Genomic DNA, 23,806 nt, shown 5'->3' on the forward strand with positions numbered 1-23,806 from the left:
GGGGACGCACCCATTACATTTTCTTCGCTTTCTCGATTGCTTCGTCGATGGTGCCGACCATGTAGAACGCCTGTTCAGGCATATGGTCAAACTCACCATTGAGGATGCCCTGGAAGGCACGAATAGTGTCTTTCAAAGACACGTACTTGCCAGGTGCACCGGTAAAGACTTCGGCAACGAAGAACGGCTGCGACAGGAAGCGCTGGATCTTACGAGCGCGGGCTACCAGTTGCTTGTCTTCTTCGGACAGTTCGTCCATACCCAGGATCGCGATGATGTCCTTCAGCTCTTTGTAGCGCTGCAGAACATACTGTACGCCACGGGCACAATCGTAGTGCTCTTGACCGATAACCAGCGGATCCAGCTGACGAGAGGTGGAGTCCAGCGGGTCAACCGCAGGGTAAATACCCAAGGAAGCGATATCACGAGACAGTACCACGGTCGCATCAAGGTGAGCGAAGGTGGTAGCCGGAGACGGGTCAGTCAAGTCGTCCGCCGGTACGTATACCGCCTGGATCGAGGTGATAGAACCTTTCTTGGTTGAAGTGATACGTTCCTGCAGAACGCCCATCTCTTCAGCCAGAGTCGGCTGGTAACCTACTGCTGAAGGCATACGGCCCAACAGTGCAGATACCTCGGTACCGGCCAAGGTGTAACGGTAGATGTTGTCGATGAACAACAGTACGTCACGACCTTCCTCGCGGAACTTCTCAGCCATGGTCAGACCCGTCAGAGCTACGCGCAAACGGTTACCCGGAGGCTCGTTCATCTGACCGTATACCAGGGCAACCTTGTCCAGTACGTTGGAGTCTTTCATCTCGTGGTAGAAGTCGTTACCTTCACGAGTACGCTCACCAACACCGGCAAATACCGAATAACCGCTGTGCTCGATGGCGATGTTACGGATCAGCTCCATCATGTTGACGGTTTTACCAACACCGGCACCACCGAACAGACCCACTTTACCGCCCTTGGCAAACGGGCAGATCAGGTCGATAACCTTGATGCCAGTTTCCAGCAGTTCATTGGAACCAGCCTGCTCGTCATAGCTCGGAGCAGGGCGGTGAATAGCCCAACGCTCTTCTTCGCCAATCGGACCAGCTTCGTCAATAGGGTTACCCAGCACGTCCATAATACGGCCCAGGGTCTTGACCCCAACCGGTACGGAAATGTTGGCACCGGTGTTAGTCACGGTAAGACCGCGCTTGACACCTTCGGTGGTACCCATGGCGATGGTACGTACGATGCCATCACCTAGTTGCTGCTGGACTTCCAGGGTCAGCCCCTTGTCAGTCACGTGCAGCGCGTCATACACCTTCGGCACGTCTTCGCGTGGGAATTCCACGTCGATGACGGCGCCGATGATTTGAACGATACGTCCGCTACTCATTTGTTGGTTCCTCTAAATGGTTGAAACCGTTCCCGTGTTACCGGGTCGCGTCAAACCGCGGCGGCGCCGCCGACGATTTCCGAAATTTCCTGTGTGATCGCTGACTGACGAGCTTTGTTATAAATAAGCTGCAGACTGTCAATGATGTCACCGGCGTTGTCGGTCGCACTTTTCATTGCGATCATCCGCGCGGCTTGCTCACAGGCGTTGTTTTCGACCACTGCCTGGTAAGTCTGGGATTCGATATACCGAACCAGCAGGCCATCCAGCAGCTCCCGGGCATCGGGCTCGTACAGATAGTCCCAGGTCCCCTTTTGCGTACCTTCGTCATCGGAAGGCACCAGCGGAATCATCTGTTCCACCTTGGGTTGCTGAACCATCGTGTTAACGAAGCCGTTGGAGACCAGGTAAAGACGGTCGATGCGACCTTCGTTGTAGCCATCCAGCATTACTTTGACGCTACCAATCAGATCATTCAACGCAGGTCTTTCACCCAGGTTACTGATGGCTGCGACAACGTTTCCGCCGTAGCTACGAAAGAAGGAAGCGCCCTTGCTACCGATCACACACAACTCGGTTTCAACGTTGCGGTCACGCCACTCTCTCATGCTATTAACCAAGGCCTTGAACAGGTTAGTGTTCAGACCACCGCAGAGACCACGATCCGTGCTCACCACGATGTAACCCACCCGTTTTACTTCACGCTCTTGCATGAAAGGATGGCGATACTCCGGGTTGGCGTTGGCCAAATGACCAATCACTTGCTGGATACGCTCCGCATAGGGACGGCTGGCAGCCATGCGCTGTTGAGCTCTGCGCATTTTGCTGACCGCCACCTTCTCCATGGCGCTGGTAATCTTCTGCGTACTTTTAATGCTCGCGATTTTACCGCGAATCTCTTTTGCGCCTGCCATGTCACACCTTTCCAGGTTTGCCCTTGGCCGGATCGCACGATGCGGGATGCAGCATCGCTACATCCCGCCTTCGGCTTACCAGCTTTGGGTTGCCTTGAACTTCTCGATGCCAGATTTGATGCTGGCTTCGATATCGTCGTTGTAATCGCCTTTCTCATTAATCTTGGCAAGCAGTTCTGCGTGCTCAGATTTGAAGTAGGCGATCATGGCTTTCTCGAAAGCACCGATCTTGGCCTGCTCTACATCGGCCAGGAAGCCCTTCTCGGCAGCGAACAGGCTGACGCCCATCTCTGCGACGGACATAGGCGCATACTGGTCCTGCTTCATCAGTTCGGTAACACGCTGACCGTGCTCAAGCTGCTTACGGGTCGCTTCGTCCAGATCAGATGCAAACTGGGCGAAAGCCGCCAGCTCGCGGAACTGAGCCAGCGCAGTACGAATGCCGCCAGACAGCTTCTTGATGATCTTGGTCTGTGCTGCACCACCTACCCGAGATACCGATACACCTGCGTTAACCGCCGGGCGAACGCCGGAGTTGAACAGGTTGGATTCCAGGAAGATCTGACCATCGGTGATCGAGATCACGTTGGTCGGTACGAACGCAGAAACGTCACCAGCTTGGGTTTCAATGATCGGCAGAGCCGTCAAAGAACCGGTCTTGCCTGTTACTGCACCGTTGGTGAACTTCTCAACCCAATCTTCGGATACGCGGGAAGCGCGCTCCAGCAGACGGCTGTGGAGATAGAACACGTCACCAGGATAGGCTTCACGGCCTGGTGGACGACGCAGCAGCAGGGAGATCTGGCGGTAGGCAACAGCCTGCTTGGACAGATCGTCATAAATGATCAGAGCGTCTTCGCCGCGATCACGGAAGTACTCACCCATGGTGCAGCCGGCGTAAGGGGCCAGGAACTGCAGGGAAGCCGGGTCGGAAGCGGAAGCGGCAACGATGATGGTGTGACCCATAGCGTCGTGCTCTTCCAGCTTGCGTACCACGTTGGCAATAGTCGACTGCTTCTGACCAACTGCGACGTAGACACACTTAACGCCAGAATTTTTCTGGTTGATGATCGCGTCAATAGCCATCGCGGTCTTACCAGTCTGACGGTCACCGATGATCAGCTCGCGCTGACCACGTCCAACCGGCACCATGGCGTCAACCGCCTTGTAGCCAGTCTGGATGGGCTGGTCAACTGACTTACGCCAGATCACGCCCGGAGCAACCTTCTCAACTGCGTCGGTGACTTTGGCGTTGACGTCGCCCTTACCATCGATAGGTGCGCCCAGTGTGTTGACCACACGACCCAGCAGTTCCGGACCTACCGGTACTTCCAGGATGCGACCAGTACACTTGACGGTCATACCTTCGGCCAGATTCAGGTAATCACCCAGAATCACAGCACCTACGGAGTCTTGCTCCAGGTTAAGTGCCATACCGTAAACGCCTTCAGGGAATTCAAGCATTTCCCCGTACATAACATCGGCGAGACCGTGAATCCGCACAATACCGTCAGATACGGAAAGAATCGTACCTTCGTTACGTGCTTGAGAAGAGATATCGAGCTGCTCGATACGCTTCTTGATGATGTCACTGATCTCTGATGGATTCAGTTGTTGCATGCCTTTATCCTCAAAACCTTATGCTGAAATCAGGAGCCCAATGTCTCGGCCAGTTTGGTCAGCTTTCCGCGTACAGAGGCGTCGATAACCAAGTCGCCGGTGCGAACAACCAATCCACCAATCAATGATGTATCCAGGGTCGTTTCGATCTGAACGTTACGATCGAGTTTTTTCGACAGCGCCTGGGTGAGCTTCTGCTGCTGTTCTTCAGTCAGCTCAAACGGCGAGCTCACATTGATATCGATGGTGCGCTCAAGATCAGCTCGGAAGCTGTTGAAAAGCGTTGCAATCTCGGGAAACAGGCCAAGCCTGTTATTTTCCGCCAGAATCATCAGAAAGTTGTGTTGCTCCTCGTTTGCCGTTTTACCGGTGCACTCAAGGATAAACTCAGCCTTCTGCTGCTCCGTGATACCCGGATTGGTCAGCAGCTGTCGAGTTGCCGCATCAGCCACTACTTGACCGGCGACGGTAAGCAACTCATCCCACTCAGCCAGCGCTTGTTGGGCTTTCGCCCGCTCAAACGCCGCTTTTGCGTAGGGACGTGCCAGCGTAATCAGTTCTGCCATGATGACCTCGCTTAGAGTTCGGCTACCAGCTTGTTCAGCATGTCGCCGTGCTTGTCAGCATCGACAGAAGATTCCAGAATTTTCTCGGCACCGGCGATAGCGATAGCAGCGATTTCAGTGCGCAGAGAGTCTCTGGCCTTGACGCGCTGCTGCTCGATTTCTGCCTGAGCCTGAACCAGAATCTTCTGACCTTCTTTGCGAGCATCCTCTTTGGAGGCTTCAACAATCTGGTTGGCGCGCTTATTAGCTTGCTCAATCAGTGCCGCTGCCTGCTCTTTGGCGTGACGCAGTTCCTTGGCTGACCTTTCTTGAGTCAGTTCCAGATCCTTGGCCGCCCGATCAGAGGCTGCAAGACCATCCGCGATCTTCTTCTGGCGTTCCTGCAAAGCAGTGATGACCGGAGGCCATACGTACTTCATACAGAACACCACGAAGATGAAGAACGCGATAGCTTGACCTAGTATCGTCAAATTAATGTTCACGTCTTCACCTCTTGCCTATCGTATTCAATACCATCAAGTCGGAGTCGCCGTTACCGGCGACCACCTTAAGCAACTTGGGCAAGGAAGGGGTTGGCAAAGGTGAAGAACAAAGCGATACCAACACCGATCATAGTTACGGCGTCAAGCAGACCTGCGACGATAAACATTTTGACCTGCAGCATAGGGATCATTTCTGGCTGACGCGCGGCGCCTTCCAAGAATTTGCCACCCAGGATACCAAAGCCGATAGCAGTACCCAGTGCGCCCAGGCCAATCAGCAGTGCTACGGCAATCGCGGTCATTCCAACTACAGTTTCCATTTAAAGCTCCCAGTTTCAGTTAATTTCAAGTTGTGGGTTTTCGGTTAAAGCTAAATCGTTTGCGCCAACTCAGTGGCCGTCTTCGTGCGCCATACTCAGATACACGATGGTCAGCATCATGAAGATGAACGCCTGCAACGTGATAATCAGAATGTGGAAGATAGCCCATGGCACAGACAATGCCCACTGCGCCCAGAAGGGCAGCAGGGCAATCAGGATGAAGATCAGCTCGCCAGCGTACAGGTTACCGAACAGTCGCAGGGCAAGAGAGACAGGCTTAGCCAGCAGGCTTACGCCTTCCAGCAGCAGGTTGACCGGAATCAACAACAGCTTGAGGAAGATATTACTGGAAGAGAAAGGATGCAGAGTCAGTTCACCGAGGAACCCACCGACGCCCTTAACCTTGATGCTGTAGAAAATGATCAGTGCGAAAACAGACAGCGACATACCCAAGGTGGCATTCACGTCGGTCGTCGGTACCGCTTTCATGTATTCAACACCCGCCAGATGGAACAACTGGGGAATGAAGTCGACCGGAATCAGGTCCATCAGGTTCATCAGGAACACCCAGCAAAAAATAGTCAGTGCCAGGGGTGCGATGACCTTGTTGCGGCCGTGGAAGGTTTCTTTGACACTCTGATCGACAAACTCGACCATCATTTCAACGAAATTCTGCAGGCCACCGGGAACATCAGAAGTGGCCTTGCGAGCAGCCATTCGGAAAATGAAGAGGAATAAACCACCGAGAAAAATGGACCACCCCATGGTATCCAGGTGGATAGCCATAAAGCCCATGTCGGAAGCTTCTTGACCACCGTGGGCAATAGTCCAGGTGGCGGTATCCAAAACCGTGCCGTCGGCACGTTCATAACCTTCTGGGAGCTTCCCATAGGTCAGATTCTGGAGGTGGTGCTTGATGTAGTCTGATGCGGTGCCTGCCATATCGTTCTCTCAGGTCCTTTAGCTTTGCTGCGTTTTACCACCGAAAACTACCGGTGTTAGCCAGTTGGTAACCAGCATGATCGCAAATGTAAGAAACAGTGCCGATACGTCTAACGGCTTAATACTTTTAAACACCACCGTAAAAAGGATGGCGCAAAGAATGAGCTTGCCTGTCTCACCCTTATAAAATGATCCCATTATCTGCTTGGCAGCACGCGCACCGCTGTAACGAAAAGCCTTGAGCGCGAAATACACATTTGGGAGGAAAAAAATGATGCCTCCCAGCAAGGCGGAATAAGCCGCCACGGGGCTTTTAATCCAAAAAACCAGCCCCATTAAAAGAATTACGCCAGCCTGGAACGCAAACCACTTTGCCAGCGGGGGACGACGAATGGCATTTGTCTTCATTGTCGTCATAACTGCTCTGTTCATCCCGCCGGTCGTTGCGTGTCTGTATCGAATTACCGGGCTACCCGTAAAGCGCCGGTGATTATATGTGTTCGCCTGCCCTGAATCAACAAAACGCTGGCCACGCTCACCCCCGCGAAGGCGCATGATGACTGAAGTTCGCGGGAGTTTTAGCTCACTTGGTGGTACTTGCGGCTATGCCACTACATCTTGTGGTTGCGGGTGCTGATTCCCCATTCTACGGTCATGTTTTGTAATAATTATTGACCCAAGGCAAGGCCTCGGGCGAACGGCGACCAGATCAACGGAGCTTAGCGGATATGTCCAAGAATGCCATCGAGCTCATCCAGTGAGCTGTAACTGATTACCAATTTACCCTTACCTTTGGCACCGTGCTGCAGTTTGACCTCGGCACCCAGACGCTCACCTAAATCCTGTTGTAGACGCTCGACATCAGGATTTAGGCGCTGTTGGCCCGGATCACGGCGCGGATTCAGCCATTGACGAACCAGGGCTTCGGTCTGACGAACGGTCAGCCCCTTGGCGACTACCTGGCGTGCGGCGGTCGTTTGTTGCTCTGCCGGCAGGCCCAACAGCGCACGGGCATGGCCCATTTCCAGATCACCACGTTCGAGCATGAGCTTGACGTCTTCCGGCAAGCTGGTCAGGCGCAACAGATTGGTAATGCTGACGCGACTTTTGCCAACCGCATCCGCTACCTGTTGTTGGGTGAGTTCAAATTCCTGCTGCAAACGTTGCAGCGCGATGGCTTCTTCGATCGGATTGAGGTCTTCACGCTGGATGTTCTCAATCAAGGCCATGGCGATGGCGGCTTCATCGGGTACATCACGAATGACCGTGGGGATGGTATCCAAGCCCGCCAACTGGGTAGCGCGCCAGCGGCGCTCACCGGCGATTATTTCGTAACGCTCACCACCGATTGAACGAACGACAATAGGCTGCATGACGCCTTGGGCGCGAATTGATTCGGCCAACTCTTCGAGCGCTTGCGGGTCCATATCACGGCGTGGCTGATACTTGCCGCGCTGAATCAGATCGACGGGCAACTCTTTGAGTTGCTGGTCCTGACTGTAAGTATGGCCGTCACTGTCGGTGGTACTGCTCTGTCCGAGCAATGCATCCAACCCTCGCCCCAAGCCGCGTTTCTTAGCCGCCATGCCGCTGTTGTCCTTTTGATTATTCGGTTGAATCAGTCACGGCAGCCGCTTTGGCTGCCTGTCGGGTGCGGCGCACCAGTTCGCCGGCTAGCGCCAGATAGGCGACGGCGCCACGCGACTGCTTGTCGTAAGTCAGCGCCGGCATGCCAAAGCTGGGGGCTTCCGCCAAACGCACATTGCGCGGTATCACGGTCTGATACAGCTTATCGCCAAAATGGGTGGTCAATTGCGCAGACACATCGAGTGTCAGACTGTTGCGCGGGTCATACATGGTGCGCAGCAGACCTTCAATCTGCAGTGAAGGATTAAACACTGAGCTAATCCGGCTGATGGTGTTAACCAGCGCCGAGAGCCCTTCGAGTGCGTAATACTCACATTGCATGGGGATGATCACCCCATCCGCCGCGACCAAACCGTTAACGGTCAGCATATTCAGCGACGGCGGGCAGTCAATAAGAATGAAGTCGTACTCGGTACGCGCCTTGACCAGTGCGTAGCGCAACCGACTCTCCTTCATCTTGATATTCATCAATTCAACTTCAGCGGCGGTCAGGTCGCCGTTCGCAGGCAGCAAATCATACTTGCCATGCTCGGAGGTCAGTAACGCATCGGCGAATTCGCAGCGACCGGTCAGTAGCTCATAAACAGAGTTGTCGAGCTCAGCCTTGTTGATGCCGCTGCCCATGGTGGCGTTGCCCTGAGGATCCAGGTCAATCAACAGCACTTTGCGCTTGGTCGCGGCCAAAGAGGCGGCAAGATTGATGGTGGTGGTGGTTTTACCCACTCCGCCTTTCTGGTTGGCGACTGCCAAAACCTTGCCCACGTAAACCCCCTATCAAGCTGCTATGCGAATTAACCCTGATCCGTGCGTCGCAGTATCAGCAGATGTCGACTGCCCACGCAACCGGGGACCGACAATTCTGCACTACGCTCGAGCTTGAAGTCGACCGGCATGGCCGCCAACTCGTCCTCAGGATACACACCTTTCATCGCTAGCCAGCGAGTTTCTGCATTGCCTAGCTGCCGGGTTTTATCAACAAAATCACCGAGCGCGCTGAACGCCCGCGAGGTAATACCGGCAAAAAGCTCGTCCAGCTCCAGGGCTTCTACGCGGCAGTTCACGACTTTCAGGTTATCCAGCCCGAGCTCAAGCTTCACCTGGGTGAGAAAACGCGTCTTCTTGCCATTGCTGTCGAGCAAAGTGAAATGCTGCTTGGGGCACATGATGGCCAGAATCACACCGGGCATACCGCCGCCACTGCCCACATCCAACCAGGTTTCGCCTTGGATGTAAGACAGAATGCTGAGGCTGTCGAGCAAATGCCGACTCACCATTTCTTCCGGATCACGCACGGCAGTCAGGTTATACGCCTTGTTCCACTTGTTCAGCAGGCCAAGGTAAGCGAGCAATTTATCACTTTGCTGCGGCTGAAGGTCGATGCCTAACTGTTTGGCACCGCTGGCCAGTTGAGCTGCGTGGTCCGCCATCGGTGTTATGCCTCCTGGGCCAATTTGCTGCCGCCCAGGGCGTTGCGTTTTTTAAGGTGAATCAGCAGCAGACTGACTGCTGCAGGAGTCACACCCGGAATGCGCGATGCTTGACCTAGCGTTTGCGGACGCACATCAGTCAGCTTGTGGCGAATTTCGTTGGAGAGGCCGCTTAGGTTGCTGTAATCCAGATCCAACGGCAGAGCAGTTTGTTCGTGCTGTCGCAGGCGATCGATCTCTTCCTGCTGCCGCTCGATATAACCCGCGTATTTGGTCTGAATTTCAACCTGCTCGGCGGCATCAGCGGCGATATCGACCTTACCGGTAATCTCGGTCAGTGCCTGGTAATCCACTTCCGGACGACGCAGCAAATCCAGCAAATTGTATTCGTGGGTCAATGGCGTGCTGTAACGCGCGCTGTAGGCCTTGCCAATCTCACTATTCGGTTGCACCCAGGTGCTGCGCAAACGCTGATTTTCCTGATCGATGGCCTCACGCTTGATGTTGAACGCAGCCCAACGGGCGTCATCCACCAAGCCGAGTTCACGGCCCTTGGCGGTGAGTCGCAGGTCGGCATTATCTTCGCGTAACACCAGCCGATATTCAGCTCGCGAAGTGAACATGCGGTAAGGCTCGCGGGTACCCATGGTGATCAGGTCGTCCACGAGTACGCCGATGTAAGCTTCATCGCGACGCGGGCACCAGGATTCCAGACCCTGAGCGCGGCGAGCAGCGTTTAAACCAGCCAACAGGCCCTGGGCTGCGGCTTCTTCGTAACCCGTGGTGCCGTTGATCTGGCCAGCAAAGAAAAGCCCGTCAATCACCTTGGTTTCCAGCGAGTACTTCAGATCCTGCGGGTTGAAGTAATCGTATTCGATGGCGTAACCAGGACGCAGAATGTGCGCGCTTTCCATGCCCACGATGGATTGCACCAACTGCAGTTGCACATCGAAGGGCAGCGACGTAGATATGCCGTTGGGATACAGCTCGTGGGTGGTCAAACCCTCAGGTTCGATAAACACCTGATGCTGGTTTTTATCGGCAAAGCGATGAATTTTATCTTCAATCGACGGGCAGTAACGTGGCCCTACGCCTTCGATCACACCGGTGTACATCGGTGAGCGATCAAGGTTGTTACGAATGATCTCGTGAGTGCGTTCGTTGGTGTAGGTAATCCAGCAATTCACCTGCTCGGGATGCTGCGCCGCATTGCCCATGAATGACATGACCGGTATCGGCGTGTCGCCAGGCTGCGCGGTCATCTTGCTGAAATCCACACTGCGACCATCGATGCGTGGCGGTGTACCGGTTTTCAAGCGATCGACCCGTAACGGTAATTCGCGTAATCGCTGAGCCAATGCGATGGCTGGCGGATCACCCGCGCGACCACCGGAGAAGTTATCCAGGCCAATGTGAATCAAGCCACCGAGGAAGGTACCGGTAGTGAGCACCACGTTGTCAGCGTGAAAACGCATGCCCATCTGGGTAACCACACCACAGGCCTTGCCCTGCTCAACCAACAAATCATCGCAAGCCTGCTGAAAAATCCACAGATTGGGTTGGTTTTCCAAGATTTCACGGATAGCGGCTTTGTACAGCACGCGGTCAGCTTGTGCCCGAGTCGCCCGCACTGCGGGGCCCTTGCGGCTGTTGAGCACCCGGAACTGGATACCTGCCTTGTCGGTAGCGATTGCCATGGCACCGCCGAGGGCGTCGATTTCCTTGACCAAATGGCTCTTGCCAATACCGCCAATGGCGGGGTTGCAGCTCATCTGGCCCAGTGTTTCAACGTTGTGACTCAGCAGCAGAGTTTTCACGCCCATACGGGCCGCCGCCAAGGCAGCCTCGGTACCGGCATGTCCACCACCTACGACGATGACGTCAAAACGACTGGGGAAATCCACGTAACACCTCGTTGCTCAGGTTTTGCCTGGCTTCGGAAAAAGGGGGCTGATTATAGGGTCTGGCGGAGAAAATTGCAGCTGCTGTTGGACATTTTTTGTACAGGGCTCTGGGCGAGATCAGGCAAGGTCATAAATATAGAATAAAAGATAAAGAATTATATAAAGCTTAATATAGTTACTACTAATGAGTAGCGGTTTTTCTGTGGGCAAGCAAATAAACTTAATATTATTCAATTAGTTGGCGAAAGCATAAGTGTGTGTGAAAGCAGTACGGCGCAGGTGGGTAAGCGGTGCGGGGGCTGTGTATAAAGTAGCCACTTATCCACAGGTGAGTTATACCCCCGTCTATCCACAGGGTTATGGACCGGGCTTAGGGGCGGTTTTCCACAGACCTTAGAGCGCAAATTTTTTGTTTTTTATAGCTCTTCAAGTGCCGATTTAGATGATCAGATTGGTGCGACCTGCATGAGGTTGGTTGTTCATTGTTCTCTTTTGGCGCACAGCTGCTCTCTTCTGCTGGCGGATTTGTTCAATTTGCACAAAGCTGTATTGGCTCGATTGACCCTATTGGCATTAAACCAAGCGCTGGCATAAGCATTGCAAAAACCACTCTGATTCACGAAACCGACAGCACGCCGCGATTATCGCTGCGTTGCAGATGCATTCGATGACAGGAGAGCAACCATGACGACTAACACCACCGCACAGGAGCAGGATTACCCGCTCAGCGCGGTACCTGCCTCGGCCAGAAAGAGCCTCTGGTCCATGGGTTTGGTATTGCTTGGCTTTACCTTTTTTACGGCAACCATGTGGGCCGGCGGGACCCTAGGCACTGCCTTCGATTTTTCGACTTTGCTGTGGGTACTACTGGCGGGTAATTTGCTGCTGGGTATCTATGCGGCCATTCTCGGCTATATCGCAGCCCGTTCAGGGATGAATACCGCCTTGATGAGCCGCTATGCCTTCGGCGACATCGGTAGCAAATTATCGGATTTTATTCTCGGTTTTACCCAGATCGGTTGGTACGCATGGGGCACCGCGACCATGGCGCTGTTGCTGGTCAAGATGACGGGTCTGCCGGAAGGTGCGACGCTGCCCTTGATGGTGTTGTTTGGTTTTGGTTTTTGTGTGACAGCTTTTATTGGTTATCGCGGGCTGGAGTTATTGTCGCGTGTTGCCGTGCCAGCGATGATTGTGCTGATCGCGGTGAGTCTGTTTATTACTGCATCCGATGCCGGTGGCTTCGCAGGCCTCACCAGTATCACGCCGACCAGTGATTTGAGTGTGGCTGCGGCTATTACGCTGGTGTTTGGCACTTTTGTCAGCGGCGGCACTCAGGCGACTAACTGGACGCGCTTTGCCCGTTCGGGCAAAACCGCAGTATTGGCTACGCTGGCCGCGTTCTTTCTGGGCAACGGTTTGATGACTCTGGTGGGCGCGCTGGGTGCATTGGTTTATCAGCAGGCAGATATCGTCGACATCATGGTGGCGCAGGGTCTGGCGACGCTGGGTATTCTGATGCTATTTCTTAACCTTTGGACTACCCAGGACAACACCGTTTACAACTTTGCGGTGGCTGGCTGCAACATGCTGCGTACTCGCCGCCGCAAGACAGTTACCTTGGTTGGCGCGGCCATAGGGACGCTGCTGGCAGTACTGGGTATGTATGAATGGCTGATTCCCTTCCTGATTTTGCTCGGCACTTTCATCCCACCTGTGGGCGGGGTGATCATGGCCAATTTCTTTGTGCGCTATCGCGGCGAGTATCCAGATATTGCCACCGCTCAGTTGCCCTCCTTTAATCTGGTGGGTCTCAGTGCCTATGCCATCGGCTCCTTTGTGGCCTATAGCTCCACGTGGGTCGCGCCTTTGGTTGGTGTGCTGGTAGCGGCCTTCAGTTATGCGGTGTTGGAAACGGTGGTAGCGGGCGTGAAGGCACGCCGCGCAGGCGCCGTGGGTAGTGTGTAAAAAATGCCTTTGCGCTGTGCTGACATTCCTACCCTGCCTGGCCTAGGCGAGATCGCCTTGCGCGCTGGATTGGCTGGGGGTGATCGGCCGGTGCGCTGGCCTTATGTGGCTGAGAACCGTTCCTTTAGCCCCTGGATTAAGGGCGGTGAACTGGTTTTTATCACTGGCATAGGACGACACCACACTCAGAACAGTTTGTTTGAGCGGCTGTATGAAGCGGTGGAGACGGGGGTTGCTGGTTTGGTGATTCTCACTGGCGAGGCTTACATAGGTCAGTTGCCTAATGGGCTATTACGTCTGGCAGATCAACTGGGGTTGCCGCTACTGGAGCAACCTTATTCGCTGCCGATGGTGCAGGTGACTGAGACGATCAGCCGCGCGATTGTGCAACGCGAACAGACGCAAACGAGGAAGGCTGAGCAGCAGGCCAACTCTCTGGCAGAGCGTTTACAGCAACGCTTGGGGTCGACGGCAGAGATTGCTGAGTTTGTACGGCCATTTATACGCTGCGCGCCAGCAGCCCTCAGCGAGTTGCAACCCACTTTGGGCGCCTGGCTCGCACATCAGGGCAACTTATCTGCTGCTGCAGTAGCGCTGGGCTGCCATCGTAATTCGCTACGCTACCGTTTGAACAAAGTATGTCGCATGACGGGCCTGGATCCGCAATGTGCTGCGGATATGCAAACATTGATTTTGCTGCACGCGTTGCTGTCTGAGACAGCAGAGCAAGCAGGTAATTTGGAGATACAAGATGATTCAACACCCTGAGGCCATCATCAACGCGCGTCTTGTGGGCAAGGATGGGCTGCACACGCTGACCATCAGTGATGGCCGCTTTGTTAGCCTGGTTGCACAACAGCAGACGCTGGCGGCTGGTGATCAGCAACTGGACGCGGGTGGCAATCTGGTGTCGCCGCCGTTTGTTGAGCCGCACATTCACCTGGACGCTGCGATGACCGCGGGCGAGCCGCGCTGGAATCGTAGCGGCACTCTGTTTGAGGGTATCGAGTGCTGGGCTGAACGCAAGGCCACACTGACCCGCGAAGACGTAATCGCTCGGGCTGAGCAAACACTCAAGCTGTTTGCCGCGCACGGCATTCAATACGTACGCACGCATATTGATGTGACCGATCCGTCGCTGGTTGCGCTTGAAGCCATGGTCGAGGTGCGCGAGCGCGTACGCGAACATATTGACCTGCAGATTGTGGCTTTTCCGCAGGAAGGCATTCTTTCCTATCCCGGTGGGCAGGATCTGATGCGCCGCGCTGTGGAAATGGGTGCAGACGTAATCGGCGGTATTCCGCACTTCGAGTTCACCCGTGACTATGGCGTGGAGTCGGTAAAATTATTAATGCAGTTGGCTGAAGACAACGACTGTCTGGTTGATGTGCACTGTGATGAGATTGATGACCCCAATTCACGTTTTCTTGAGGTATTGGCCGCCGAGGCGCTGAGCCGGGATTACGGCACCCGCGTGACCGCTAGCCACACCTGCGCCATGCATTCCTATGAAGATGCGTACTGCAGCAAGTTATTCCGTTTATTGCAAAAAGCGGATCTGCGGTTTGTTGCGCTGCCGACCGAGAACCTGCATCTGCAAGGCCGTTTTGATGGCTACCCGAAGCGTCGTGGTATTACGCGCGTGCCCGAGTTACTGGATGCCGGTTTGAAGGTTTGCATGGGGCAAGACTCGATTCGTGATCCCTGGTATCCAATGGGTAACGGTAATCTGCTACGCACCCTGGATGTGGGTTTGCACGCCTGCCACATGCTGGGTATTGAGCGCATAGAAAAGGCGCTGGAGATTGTCACAAACAATGGTGCAGCAGCGCTGAATCTAAGTGACTACGGTATTGCGCCGGGCTTGCCAGCGCGCTGCATGATACTCAACGGTGCGACGCCCTATGAGGTATTACTGAATCAGTCGCCGGTATTGGCGTCGGTCCGCGATGGCCGGTGTTTGTTGCAGCGCGCAACAACGGTTAATACGGTAGCCGGCTGGGCATAGAGGCAAGGCGAGAGAGCAGGTGGCAAGCAGAGATATGCTATTTTGAGTAGCTAACTGACCCTTTTCTCCCGTTGTAAGGACGCCTGATTGCGCATGAAAGACCCCGACGGTTTGCCGATGCCCCAGCGCCTCGGCGCCATTATGGCGATAGCGCTCGGGGTTACCATGGCGGTACTGGATGGCATGATTGCCAACGTCGCCCTGCCGACCATCGCTGATGATTTAGGTACCAGCGCTGCCAATTCAATCTGGATAATCAACGCCTACCAGTTGGTCATCACCATGAGCCTGTTATCACTGGCCTCATTCGGTGATCTGTGGAGTTATCGCAAGGTTTACCTGATTGGACTTTGCGTATTTGTCAGTATGTCGGTGCTCTGCGCGCTGAGTGATTCGTTGCTTACCCTGACCATTGCCCGGATGTTACAGGGGTTGGGTGCGGCGGCAGTGATGAGCGTGAACGGTGCATTAACGCGGTTGATTTATCCCAGCCGCATCTTGGCGCGCGGTATTGCCATCAATACTTTGATCGTGGCGGTATCCGCAGCGGCCGGCCCTACGGTCGCGGCTGGCGTACTCTCGTTTGCCAGCTGGCCCTGGCTGTTCGCTATCAATGTGCCTATTGGCATACTGGCGTTGGTGATGGGCTATCGATTTTTGCCAGCTAACGCGGGCGTTCGTGAACAACGCTTCGACAAACTCAGCGGGCTGCTTAACGCGATAACCTTCGGCTTGTTCTTTGCGGCTTTGACCGGCTTTGCCCAAGGCCATGCGGGCTGGATGATCGGCTTGCCGCTAATACTTACGCTGGTGGTTGGCTGGTTCTTTGTGCGCCGACAGCTGGATCAACCCTTTCCGTTATTGCCGATTGATCTGCTGCGTATCCCGATCTTCTCCCTATCCATCGGCACCTCAATCTGCTCCTTCGCCGCACAGATGCTGGCCATGGTGTCGATCCCCTTCTATTTTCAGAAGACGCTCGGGTTGAGCGAAATAGAAACGGGTCTATTAATGACGCCCTGGCCCTTGGCAACCATGGTGATGGCGCCGATTGCCGGGCGCTTGCTGGATCGGGTTCACGCTGGCTTGTTGGGTGGCATAGGCTTAGCGCTTTTTTCAGCGGGCTTGTTCGCTCTGGCAGCCTTGCCAGAACAAGCAACGCATATGGATATCATCCTACGCATGCTGCTCTGCGGCGCGGGTTTTGGTTTGTTCCAGTCACCCAACAATCACACCATACTGACAGCAGCGCCCCTGGAGCGCAGCGGCGGCGCCAGTGGCATGCTAAGTACCGCGCGCTTGGTAGGTCAGACCACCGGCGCTGCGCTGGTGGCCTTGGCGTTCAACCTGTTCAGTGACAATGGCACCCACGCCTCGCTGATTGCGGCCGGGAGCTTTGCTTGCTTAGCTGCAATAGTGAGTTGCTTGCGCTTGAGTCAGACGCCGATACGCTAATAGGTTCAACAGCGATTTATATCGGTCACAGCTGCTGCTTTTCAATAACACCTGAATTTAAGGTCTGATCAATATGGGCAAATTCGAACGTTATCTCTCACTGTGGATTGCTTTAGGTATAGGCGCTGGGGTGCTGCTAGGCAGTATTGTTCCCGGTGTCTTTTCAAGGCTGGCAGAGATTGAATACGCGCACGTTAATCTGATAGTCGCGGTGCTGATCTGGTTGATGATTTACCCGATGATGATCCAGATCGACTTTCGTTCCTTGAAGGATGTCGGCCGCAAACCCAAAGGTCTGGTTTTAACGCTGGTGGTCAACTGGTTGATCAAACCTTTCAGTATGGCCTTGCTGGGCTGGCTATTTTTTCATTGGGTGTTTGCCGATTGGGTCGATCCGCAGTCGGCTAATGAATATATTGCCGGGATGATTTTGCTGGGTGCTGCACCCTGCACTGCGATGGTATTTATCTGGAGTCAGTTGACCAAAGGCGACCCAAATTACACTTTGGTTCAGGTATCAATCAACGACATCATCATGGTTTTTGCCTTTGCTCCCATCACTGCTTTGCTGCTGGGCGTTAGCAATATTCAGGTGCCATGGGAAACCCTGTTGCTGTCGGTAGGCTTATATGTGGTGCTGCCACTGGTTGCCGGGATGATCACCAGACAAAAGCTCGACCGAGCTGATGATCATCAGCGCCTGGACGCTTTTGTTGCTAGTTTGAAGCCCTGGTCGATCATTGGTCTGCTGGCGACTGTGGTGTTGCTCTTTGGCTTTCAAGCCGAAACCATCTTGCAACAGCCGTCCGTCATTGTGCTGATAGCTATCCCTTTGTTGATCCAAACCTACGGTATTTTTGCGCTCACCTATATTGCCGCCAAGCGCCTGAAACTGTCACATGCCATCGCAGCGCCCGCCTGCATGATTGCCACCTCTAATTTCTTTGAGCTAGCGGTTGCGGTGGCGATCTCGCTGTTCGGATTACACTCAGGCGCGGCCTTGGCCACGGTAGTGGGCGTGCTGGTAGAGGTGCCTGTGATGCTGTCGCTGGTCTGGCTGTTGAATCGCAACAGAGATAGCTTCAGCTGAAGCGCGTTATTTGCCGATACAAAAGCTGGAAAAGATACGCCCGAGCAAATCATCGGCACTAAAGGCGCCGGTAATGCTGCCCAGCGATTGCTGAGCCATGCGCAGGTCTTCCGCTAGTAGCTCGCCGGCGCCCATCAGAGTCAGCTGTTGATAACCGTGACCAAGATGCGTGGCGGCGTCTTCCAGGGCGTCCAGGTGACGACGACGGGCGCTGAATAGGCTCTCGCCGGTTTGCTCAAAGCCCATGCAGGCTTTCAAGTGTTCACGCAGCAACTCAATACCTTCGCCTTGGTTGGCTGATACGCGCAGGCTTACCGAGCCGTCGTCTGCGGTCGCAATGCCTACGGAATCGCCGGTGAGATCCACCTTGTTGTAGATCAGCGTGACCTTCGCAGCGTCGGGCTTTACCGTGAGAAATTCGGGCCATAGCTGATCTGGATCATTGGCTTCAGGCTGGCTGGCGTCGACCATCAACAGGATACGATCGGCCTCGCCGATGGCGGCCATGGCGCGTTCCACACCAATGCGTTCCACCTGATCATCGGTATCGCGCAGCCCCGCAGTATCGATGATGTGCAATGGCATACCATCAATATGAATATGCTCGCGCAGGATATCCCGCGTGGTGCCTGCAATGTCGGTGACGATGGCGCTGTCACGCCCGGCCAGCGCGTTCAGCAAGCTGGATTTACCCGCGTTGGGTCGCCCTGCAATCACCACCGTCATGCCATCGCGTAACAATGCGCCCTGGCCTGCCTGCCGTTGTACCTGAGTTAATTCGGCCTGTACTGCTTCCAGTTGCGTCAGCACGTGGCCGTCGGCCAGAAAGTCGATCTCTTCCTCGGGAAAGTCGATTGCGGCTTCAACGTAAATACGCAGCGCAATCAGTGATTCAGTCAGTGCGTTAACACGATCCGAGAAAACGCCCTGCAACGAGTTCAACGCATTACGTGCCGCCTGCTCGGAACTCGCCTCGATCAGATCGGCAATCGCCTCGGCCTGAGCCAGATCCAGTTTGTCATTCAAGAATGCACGTTCACTGAATTCGCCCGGCCGTGCCTGACGTGCGCCGGCAGCCAGGCAAGCCTTGAGTAGCAGGTCCATCACCACTGGCCCGCCGTGACCTTGAAGTTCGAGCACGTCTTCGCCGGTGAATGAATGAGGACCGGGGAAGAACAGTGTCAGACCTTGATCGAGTGCCTGTTCGCCAGACCAGAAGGGGCCGTAGTGCGCGTACCGTGGCCGTGGCTCGCGGCGGGCAATCTGCTGGGCAATCACCAGTGCTGCTGGGCCAGACACGCGAATGATGCCAACGCCGCCCTGCCCTGGCGCGGTGGCGAGCGCGGCTATAGTTTCAGCGTGGTAAGGCTGGTTCATGGTCACTCCTGGTCGTTCACTGGCATGGCAGGCAGAAAGCAAAACGCCCCGAAAACGGGGCGTTTGACTGGCAGAATCGGATCAGCTCTTGGCGGCTGCGCCCTTCTCGATCTGGCGGGTAATGTACCACTGTTGCGCAATAGACAGACAGTTGTTGACCACCCAGTACAACACCAGACCAGCCGGGAACCACAGGAAGAAGAAGGTGAAGACAATAGGCAGCATCTTCATTACCTTGGCCTGCATTGGGTCCGGTGGAGTTGGGTTCAATTGCTGCTGAAGGAACATGGTGGTGCCCATGATGATCGGCAGAATGAAGAAAGGATCCTTCAGCGATAGGTCAGTGATCCAGCCCAGCCATTCAGCCTGGCGAATCTCGACGCTTTCCATCAGCACCCAGTACAGCGAGATAAAGACCGGCATCTGCACCAGAATCGGCAGACAGCCACCCAGCGGGTTGATCTTCTCTTTCTTGTACAGCTCCATCATGCCCTGCGACATCTTCTGACGATCATCGCCATGCTGCTCACGCAGCGCCTGCAGCTTGGGAGCAACACGGCGCATGTTGGCCATGGAACGATAGCTGGTGGCGGACAGTGGGAAGAAGATCAGCTTGATCAGACAGGTCAGCAGAATAATGCTCCAGCCCCAGTTGCCAACAAAGCTGTGGATAAAGCTCAGTACCACAAACAGCGGCTGGGCGATCCACCATAGAAAGCCGTAGTCGATGGTCAGATCCAGGCCTGGCGAGATCGCTTTGAGGTCATCCTGGATTTTTGGGCCAGCGTAGAACTGCGATGTGATCGTGGTTTGTTCACCGGGGGCAACGCTCACCGAGGGGCTAGTGAAGCGCACGATGTAATTGCCTTGGCTGTCCTTCAGCGTGCTGAAAGTATGCTGGGTGTCAGCATCGGGTACCCAGGCACTAACGAAATAATGCTGCAGCCAGGCAATCCAGCCACCGTTGACCTTCTCGTTCAGCTTTTCGTCATCCAGGTCGCCCATCTTCATCTTGCTGTATGAGCTGTCGGCACTCCAGTAAGCGGCACCCAAAAAGGTCGCCATACCGGTCGCAGTGGAGCTGGAAGGATCACCGGCGTCGTCACGTTTGAGCTGACCAAAAGCGCTACCAGACCATGCCTCGCTGCTTTGGTTGTCGATCAGATAATCAACCTCAACCAGGTAGGTATCGCGAGTAAATGTATAGCGCTTGATGAAGTTGACGCCAGCGTTGCTGGTTTTCAAATCAACCACCAAGGTGCTCTGGTCATCGCTCAAGCTGTAACTGCTTTGCTCACTGCTGTATTGCGCGCGACCTTTGCTACTGTCTGGGCCTTGGCGACCAGTCAGGCCACTTTGCGCTACGTACAGGCGGTTGCTGGATTGTTCGAGCAGCTGGAATGGTAAATCGGGACGATCCTTACGAGCTGGATATTTAGGCAGAGACAGCGAAACGATATCGCCACCAATCGGATTGATGGTGACGTTCAGCGTGTCGGTAGCAACCTGAATCAGGTTGTCGTTCTGTTTGGCGGGCATGTCGCCTGCGCCAACAGTAGGCTCGCCGTTAGCATCGATTGGTTGAGGTACATCGCTGCTGTCCCCATTGGCCAAAGGAGCAGTTTCGGTCGGCAAATCAGAGTTGTTGATTGGCGCGACGCTGGTTTCAGCAACAGGCGGCAAATCCTGTTGCATGAAATCCGTGTTCCACTGCAAAACCATGAGATAGGTAATCACAAGCAAAGCAGCTATGAGGATATTTCGTTGCATGTTCATGGTTTGTTGGCCATCTGGGAAGGTCGGTTGTCAGAATGAGTTGGTACGGGATCATACCCGCCGGGATTCCACGGGTGACAGCGCCCCAGGCGCCGGGCACTCAACGCAACACCCTTGAGCAAACCATGTTCTTCAATGGCTTCTTGGGCATAGCAGGAACAGGAGGGATAGAAACGGCAATGGCTGGCCATCAGTGGACTGATAGCGTAGCGGTAAACTTTGATCAGTCCGAGTGCGAGATTACGCATTGGATGATGGGGGTCCAGAAGTGCGTGAGCGATTCTTTGCAGCGGTCTTAATAAGCCTGCGCCACATGCCTTCGTAGAGAACATGCAGTGCAGTATTGTCCAAGTCGCCTACGCCCTTGCGGGCCAACACGACGATGTCCAAATTGCCCAACTCAGCACAGTGCTGGCGGAACGACTCACGGCCGATACGTTTGACCTTGTTACGATCAACTGCTCGGCGGACATTTTTCTTGGCAATAACCAGACCCAGCCGACCGTGTGCCAGGTCGTTCTCTCTGGCAAGCAACAGTAGACTGGGTCCTGAGACTTTACAGGTGGCTCCATCGAATACGTTCTTGAATTGAGCAGGCGTTAATAACCTGAATTCAGGAGCGAAGCCGAGACCCACCTGGCAGCCGGTTCTTAAGCTGACAGGCGCTGACGGCCTTTGGCACGACGACGGGCCAAAACCGCACGACCGTTTTTGGTGGCCATACGAGCACGGAAACCATGGTTACGCTTGCGCTTCAGTACGCTGGGTTGGAAAGTTCTTTTCATCGTCAAATACCTGAGTAATTCAAATCAGAGCAAAGTGCCCTTTCAAGGGATCGGCAATTCTAGAGAATAAGATCGCCTAGGTCAATTTGATTTACAGCCGAATAGATAACTAAAAATAAAATAATAAGATTTTTAAATAGATAAATGATGTTGTTATAAATGAGTAAGCTGTTTTCGGTGGATAAGCCTTTAAAAGACTTAAAAATCAGCCAATTGCAGCAAGTATAAAGCTGTGGGGGAGCTGTTGACCATAGGGGGTCTAAGATGTGTGCGTTCTGTGGATAAATTGCCTACATATCCACAGGGTGATTTATCCACTGCTTTCATACTGATTTGCCAACAAGGCTCATGTTGGTTTTTCCACAGGGTCTACAGGGCGCTATTTATAAGGCTTTGTCAGAAATAGTGAGATTCTATGATGCTTAGGTTGCTACAGGCCGACCTAGCGGTGACGATGGAATTGGTTGTATCCAGTGTGGATAAGTCGGGGTTGAAAGGATAGAATAGACGGCTATGTTGTACCGTCGGAAACCGAGGTTTTTGCGGTATCCATTCGTTTTCAATAAGAACCGTCAGATGTCGGCGGACCGGGGGATTTAGTGTCTGTTGCACTTTGGCAGCAATGCATCGATTTTTTGCAAGATGAGCTCCCCTCCCAACAATTTAATACGTGGATTCGTCCATTGCAGGCGGATGGTGATCAGAGTGAGATTCGCCTGTACGCGCCTAATCGCTTTGTCCTTGATTGGGTTAATGACAAATATCTGAACCGTATTCAGGAACTGCTGGATGACCTTTCTCACGGGCAGGCGCCAATGGTTTCCCTCCTTATAGGGAGTCGTCGCGCTACCTCCGCTGCTGCGGTAGGTCCACGCGCTAGCAATACAGCCTCTGCTCCTACGTCAGCCACCCGAAACTCTCCCCCGACACCACGTCAGAGCGTGCCTGCTGCGCCACGGGCGCAAGTTAGCGCACAGGGCTTTCAGCCAGATCCGGGTAAAGCCTCGGTCGAGTCGGATGAAGAGAACCGGACTGCGCCTGAGCGCAACGACCAGCCCAACAACAATCTGGTCAAGCACACCAGTTATCTCAATCGTAGCTTTACCTTTGAGAACTTCGTTGAAGGTAAGTCCAACCAGCTGGCTCGCGCGGCTGCTTGGCAAGTAGCAGACAATCTTAAGCACGGTTATAACCCGCTGTTCCTTTATGGTGGCGTTGGTTTGGGTAAAACTCACTTGATGCATGCTGTGGGCAATCATCTGCTAAAAAAGAACCCGGCCGCAAAAATTGTCTATCTGCATTCCGAACGATTTGTAGCTGACATGGTTAAGGCGTTGCAGATGAACGCCATCAATGATTTTAAGCGCTACTACCGCTCGGTAGATGCGCTGCTGATTGATGATATTCAGTTCTTTGCAAAAAAAGAGCGCTCCCAGGAGGAGTTCTTTCATACCTTTAATGCGTTGCTCGAAGGTGGCCAGCAGGTGATTCTCACCAGTGACCGCTATCCGCGTGAGATCGATGGGCTGGAAGAACGGCTTAAGTCGCGTTTTGGTTGGGGTCTTACTGTCGCGGTTGAACCACCTGAATTGGAAACGCGTGTCGCTATTCTGATGAAGAAAGCCGAGCAGTCGCGGGTAGATTTGCCGCACGATGCGGCCTTCTTTATAGCTCAGCGCATTCGCTCCAACGTGCGAGAACTCGAAGGTGCACTGAAACGCGTAATTGCCAGCTCGCACTTTATGGGCCGAGATATCACCATCGAGCTGATCCGCGAGTCATTGAAAGATTTGCTGGCCTTGCAAGACAAGTTGGTCAGTATTGATAATATTCAGCGCACCGTTGCTGAGTACTACAAAATCAAGCTCTCTGATATCTTGTCCAAGCGCCGCTCGCGCTCTGTGGCACGGCCGCGTCAGGTGGCCATGGCGATGTCCAAGGAGCTGACCAATCATAGTTTGCCGGAGATCGGTGACGCCTTTGGTGGTCGAGATCACACAACTGTGTTGCATGCCACGCGTAAAATTGCGGAACTGCGTGAAATTGACGCGGATATCCGCGAAGATTACAAGAATCTGTTAAGGACTCTGACTACCTGATAGTCAAATAACCATCTGCCAACCTGCACGAGGTTT

Annotated in this window: 23 protein-coding genes; 6 read left to right on the forward strand and 17 right to left on the reverse strand. The window is 54.1% G+C overall.

Going from position 1 to position 23,806, the window contains the following annotated elements; all coding sequences use genetic code 11:
* Positions 1–13 precede the first annotated feature (13 nt).
* The 12 genes from atpD to mnmG all read right to left on the reverse strand — a co-directional run bounded on the left by atpD (position 14) and on the right by mnmG (position 11,212).
* Positions 14–1,390, reverse strand: coding sequence for a F0F1 ATP synthase subunit beta (gene atpD, locus AC1XYH_RS16880; RefSeq protein ID WP_483324277.1), 1,377 nt, complete (start codon positions 1,388–1,390; stop codon positions 14–16).
* A gap of 50 nt (positions 1,391–1,440) precedes the next feature.
* The gene (gene atpG / locus AC1XYH_RS16885) at positions 1,441–2,304 is read right to left on the reverse strand and encodes a F0F1 ATP synthase subunit gamma (protein WP_483324278.1); all 864 of its coding nucleotides are present in this window, start codon (positions 2,302–2,304) and stop codon (positions 1,441–1,443) included.
* Positions 2,305–2,379: 75 nt separating this feature from the next.
* On the reverse strand, positions 2,380–3,924 hold the full coding sequence (gene atpA, locus AC1XYH_RS16890) for a F0F1 ATP synthase subunit alpha (RefSeq protein WP_483324279.1): 1,545 nt from the start codon (positions 3,922–3,924) through the stop codon (positions 2,380–2,382).
* Positions 3,925–3,953: 29 nt separating this feature from the next.
* A complete protein-coding gene (locus tag AC1XYH_RS16895) occupies positions 3,954–4,490 on the reverse strand; it encodes a F0F1 ATP synthase subunit delta (protein ID WP_483324280.1) in 537 nt (178 codons plus the stop codon).
* Positions 4,491–4,501: 11 nt separating this feature from the next.
* Positions 4,502–4,972, reverse strand: coding sequence for a F0F1 ATP synthase subunit B (locus AC1XYH_RS16900; protein WP_483324281.1), 471 nt, complete (start codon positions 4,970–4,972; stop codon positions 4,502–4,504).
* Between the two features lie 65 nt (positions 4,973–5,037).
* Positions 5,038–5,292, reverse strand: a complete 255-nt coding sequence (gene atpE, locus AC1XYH_RS16905; RefSeq protein ID WP_123888048.1) for a F0F1 ATP synthase subunit C — start codon at positions 5,290–5,292, stop codon at positions 5,038–5,040.
* A gap of 69 nt (positions 5,293–5,361) precedes the next feature.
* Positions 5,362–6,234: a F0F1 ATP synthase subunit A gene (gene atpB / locus AC1XYH_RS16910; protein WP_483324282.1), complete on the reverse strand. Its 873-nt coding sequence runs from the start codon at positions 6,232–6,234 to the stop codon at positions 5,362–5,364.
* A gap of 18 nt (positions 6,235–6,252) precedes the next feature.
* Positions 6,253–6,651: a F0F1 ATP synthase subunit I gene (locus AC1XYH_RS16915; protein WP_483324283.1), complete on the reverse strand. Its 399-nt coding sequence runs from the start codon at positions 6,649–6,651 to the stop codon at positions 6,253–6,255.
* Between the two features lie 302 nt (positions 6,652–6,953).
* The gene (locus AC1XYH_RS16920; protein ID WP_483324284.1) at positions 6,954–7,820 is read right to left on the reverse strand and encodes a ParB/RepB/Spo0J family partition protein; all 867 of its coding nucleotides are present in this window, start codon (positions 7,818–7,820) and stop codon (positions 6,954–6,956) included.
* Positions 7,821–7,839: 19 nt separating this feature from the next.
* Complete coding sequence (locus AC1XYH_RS16925; RefSeq protein ID WP_483324285.1) at positions 7,840–8,643, reverse strand: ParA family protein; 804 nt, start codon at positions 8,641–8,643, stop codon at positions 7,840–7,842.
* A gap of 29 nt (positions 8,644–8,672) precedes the next feature.
* A complete protein-coding gene (gene rsmG, locus AC1XYH_RS16930; RefSeq protein WP_483324286.1) occupies positions 8,673–9,308 on the reverse strand; it encodes a 16S rRNA (guanine(527)-N(7))-methyltransferase RsmG in 636 nt (211 codons plus the stop codon).
* 5 nt (positions 9,309–9,313) lie between these two features.
* The gene (gene mnmG, locus AC1XYH_RS16935; RefSeq protein WP_483324287.1) at positions 9,314–11,212 is read right to left on the reverse strand and encodes a tRNA uridine-5-carboxymethylaminomethyl(34) synthesis enzyme MnmG; all 1,899 of its coding nucleotides are present in this window, start codon (positions 11,210–11,212) and stop codon (positions 9,314–9,316) included.
* Positions 11,213–11,896: 684 nt separating this feature from the next.
* On the opposite strand from mnmG, the gene codB reads away from it, so the two are divergent.
* The 5 genes from codB to arsB all read left to right on the forward strand — a co-directional run bounded on the left by codB (position 11,897) and on the right by arsB (position 17,733).
* Positions 11,897–13,180: a cytosine permease gene (codB, locus tag AC1XYH_RS16940; protein ID WP_483324288.1), complete on the forward strand. Its 1,284-nt coding sequence runs from the start codon at positions 11,897–11,899 to the stop codon at positions 13,178–13,180.
* Positions 13,181–13,183: 3 nt separating this feature from the next.
* Positions 13,184–13,948 (forward strand): PucR family transcriptional regulator ligand-binding domain-containing protein, encoded by a 765-nt coding sequence (locus tag AC1XYH_RS16945; protein WP_483324289.1) that lies wholly within the window; start codon positions 13,184–13,186, stop codon positions 13,946–13,948.
* Complete coding sequence (gene codA, locus AC1XYH_RS16950) at positions 13,932–15,188, forward strand: cytosine deaminase (protein ID WP_483324290.1); 1,257 nt, start codon at positions 13,932–13,934, stop codon at positions 15,186–15,188. Before AC1XYH_RS16945 ends, codA begins: the two co-directional genes overlap by 17 nt.
* A 93-nt stretch (positions 15,189–15,281) precedes the next feature.
* Complete coding sequence (locus AC1XYH_RS16955; RefSeq protein WP_483324291.1) at positions 15,282–16,643, forward strand: MFS transporter; 1,362 nt, start codon at positions 15,282–15,284, stop codon at positions 16,641–16,643.
* A 73-nt stretch (positions 16,644–16,716) separates the two neighbouring features.
* The gene (gene arsB / locus AC1XYH_RS16960; RefSeq protein WP_483324292.1) at positions 16,717–17,733 is read left to right on the forward strand and encodes an ACR3 family arsenite efflux transporter; all 1,017 of its coding nucleotides are present in this window, start codon (positions 16,717–16,719) and stop codon (positions 17,731–17,733) included.
* A 6-nt stretch (positions 17,734–17,739) separates the two neighbouring features.
* Here the strand turns inward: arsB and mnmE are convergent, their stop codons facing one another.
* From mnmE to rpmH, 5 genes are all read right to left on the reverse strand, one after another.
* Complete coding sequence (gene mnmE, locus AC1XYH_RS16965) at positions 17,740–19,110, reverse strand: tRNA uridine-5-carboxymethylaminomethyl(34) synthesis GTPase MnmE (protein WP_483324293.1); 1,371 nt, start codon at positions 19,108–19,110, stop codon at positions 17,740–17,742.
* Between the two features lie 81 nt (positions 19,111–19,191).
* Positions 19,192–20,886: a membrane protein insertase YidC gene (gene yidC / locus AC1XYH_RS16970; protein WP_483324294.1), complete on the reverse strand. Its 1,695-nt coding sequence runs from the start codon at positions 20,884–20,886 to the stop codon at positions 19,192–19,194.
* Entirely contained in the window at positions 20,883–21,134 is a 252-nt protein-coding gene (gene yidD / locus AC1XYH_RS16975) for a membrane protein insertion efficiency factor YidD (RefSeq protein ID WP_483324295.1), read from the reverse strand. Before yidD ends, yidC begins: the two co-directional genes overlap by 4 nt.
* A complete protein-coding gene (gene rnpA / locus AC1XYH_RS16980; protein WP_483324296.1) occupies positions 21,127–21,522 on the reverse strand; it encodes a ribonuclease P protein component in 396 nt (131 codons plus the stop codon). The genes yidD and rnpA overlap by 8 nt, the downstream gene beginning before the upstream one ends.
* A gap of 14 nt (positions 21,523–21,536) precedes the next feature.
* Entirely contained in the window at positions 21,537–21,671 is a 135-nt protein-coding gene (rpmH, locus tag AC1XYH_RS16985; RefSeq protein ID WP_092286972.1) for a 50S ribosomal protein L34, read from the reverse strand.
* Between the two features lie 599 nt (positions 21,672–22,270).
* On the opposite strand from rpmH, the gene dnaA reads away from it, so the two are divergent.
* Positions 22,271–23,770, forward strand: a complete 1,500-nt coding sequence (gene dnaA / locus AC1XYH_RS16990; RefSeq protein WP_483324297.1) for a chromosomal replication initiator protein DnaA — start codon at positions 22,271–22,273, stop codon at positions 23,768–23,770.
* Positions 23,771–23,806: the final 36 nt, after the last annotated feature.

This window comes from Pseudomonas sp. GW-45 (assembly GCF_056896675.1).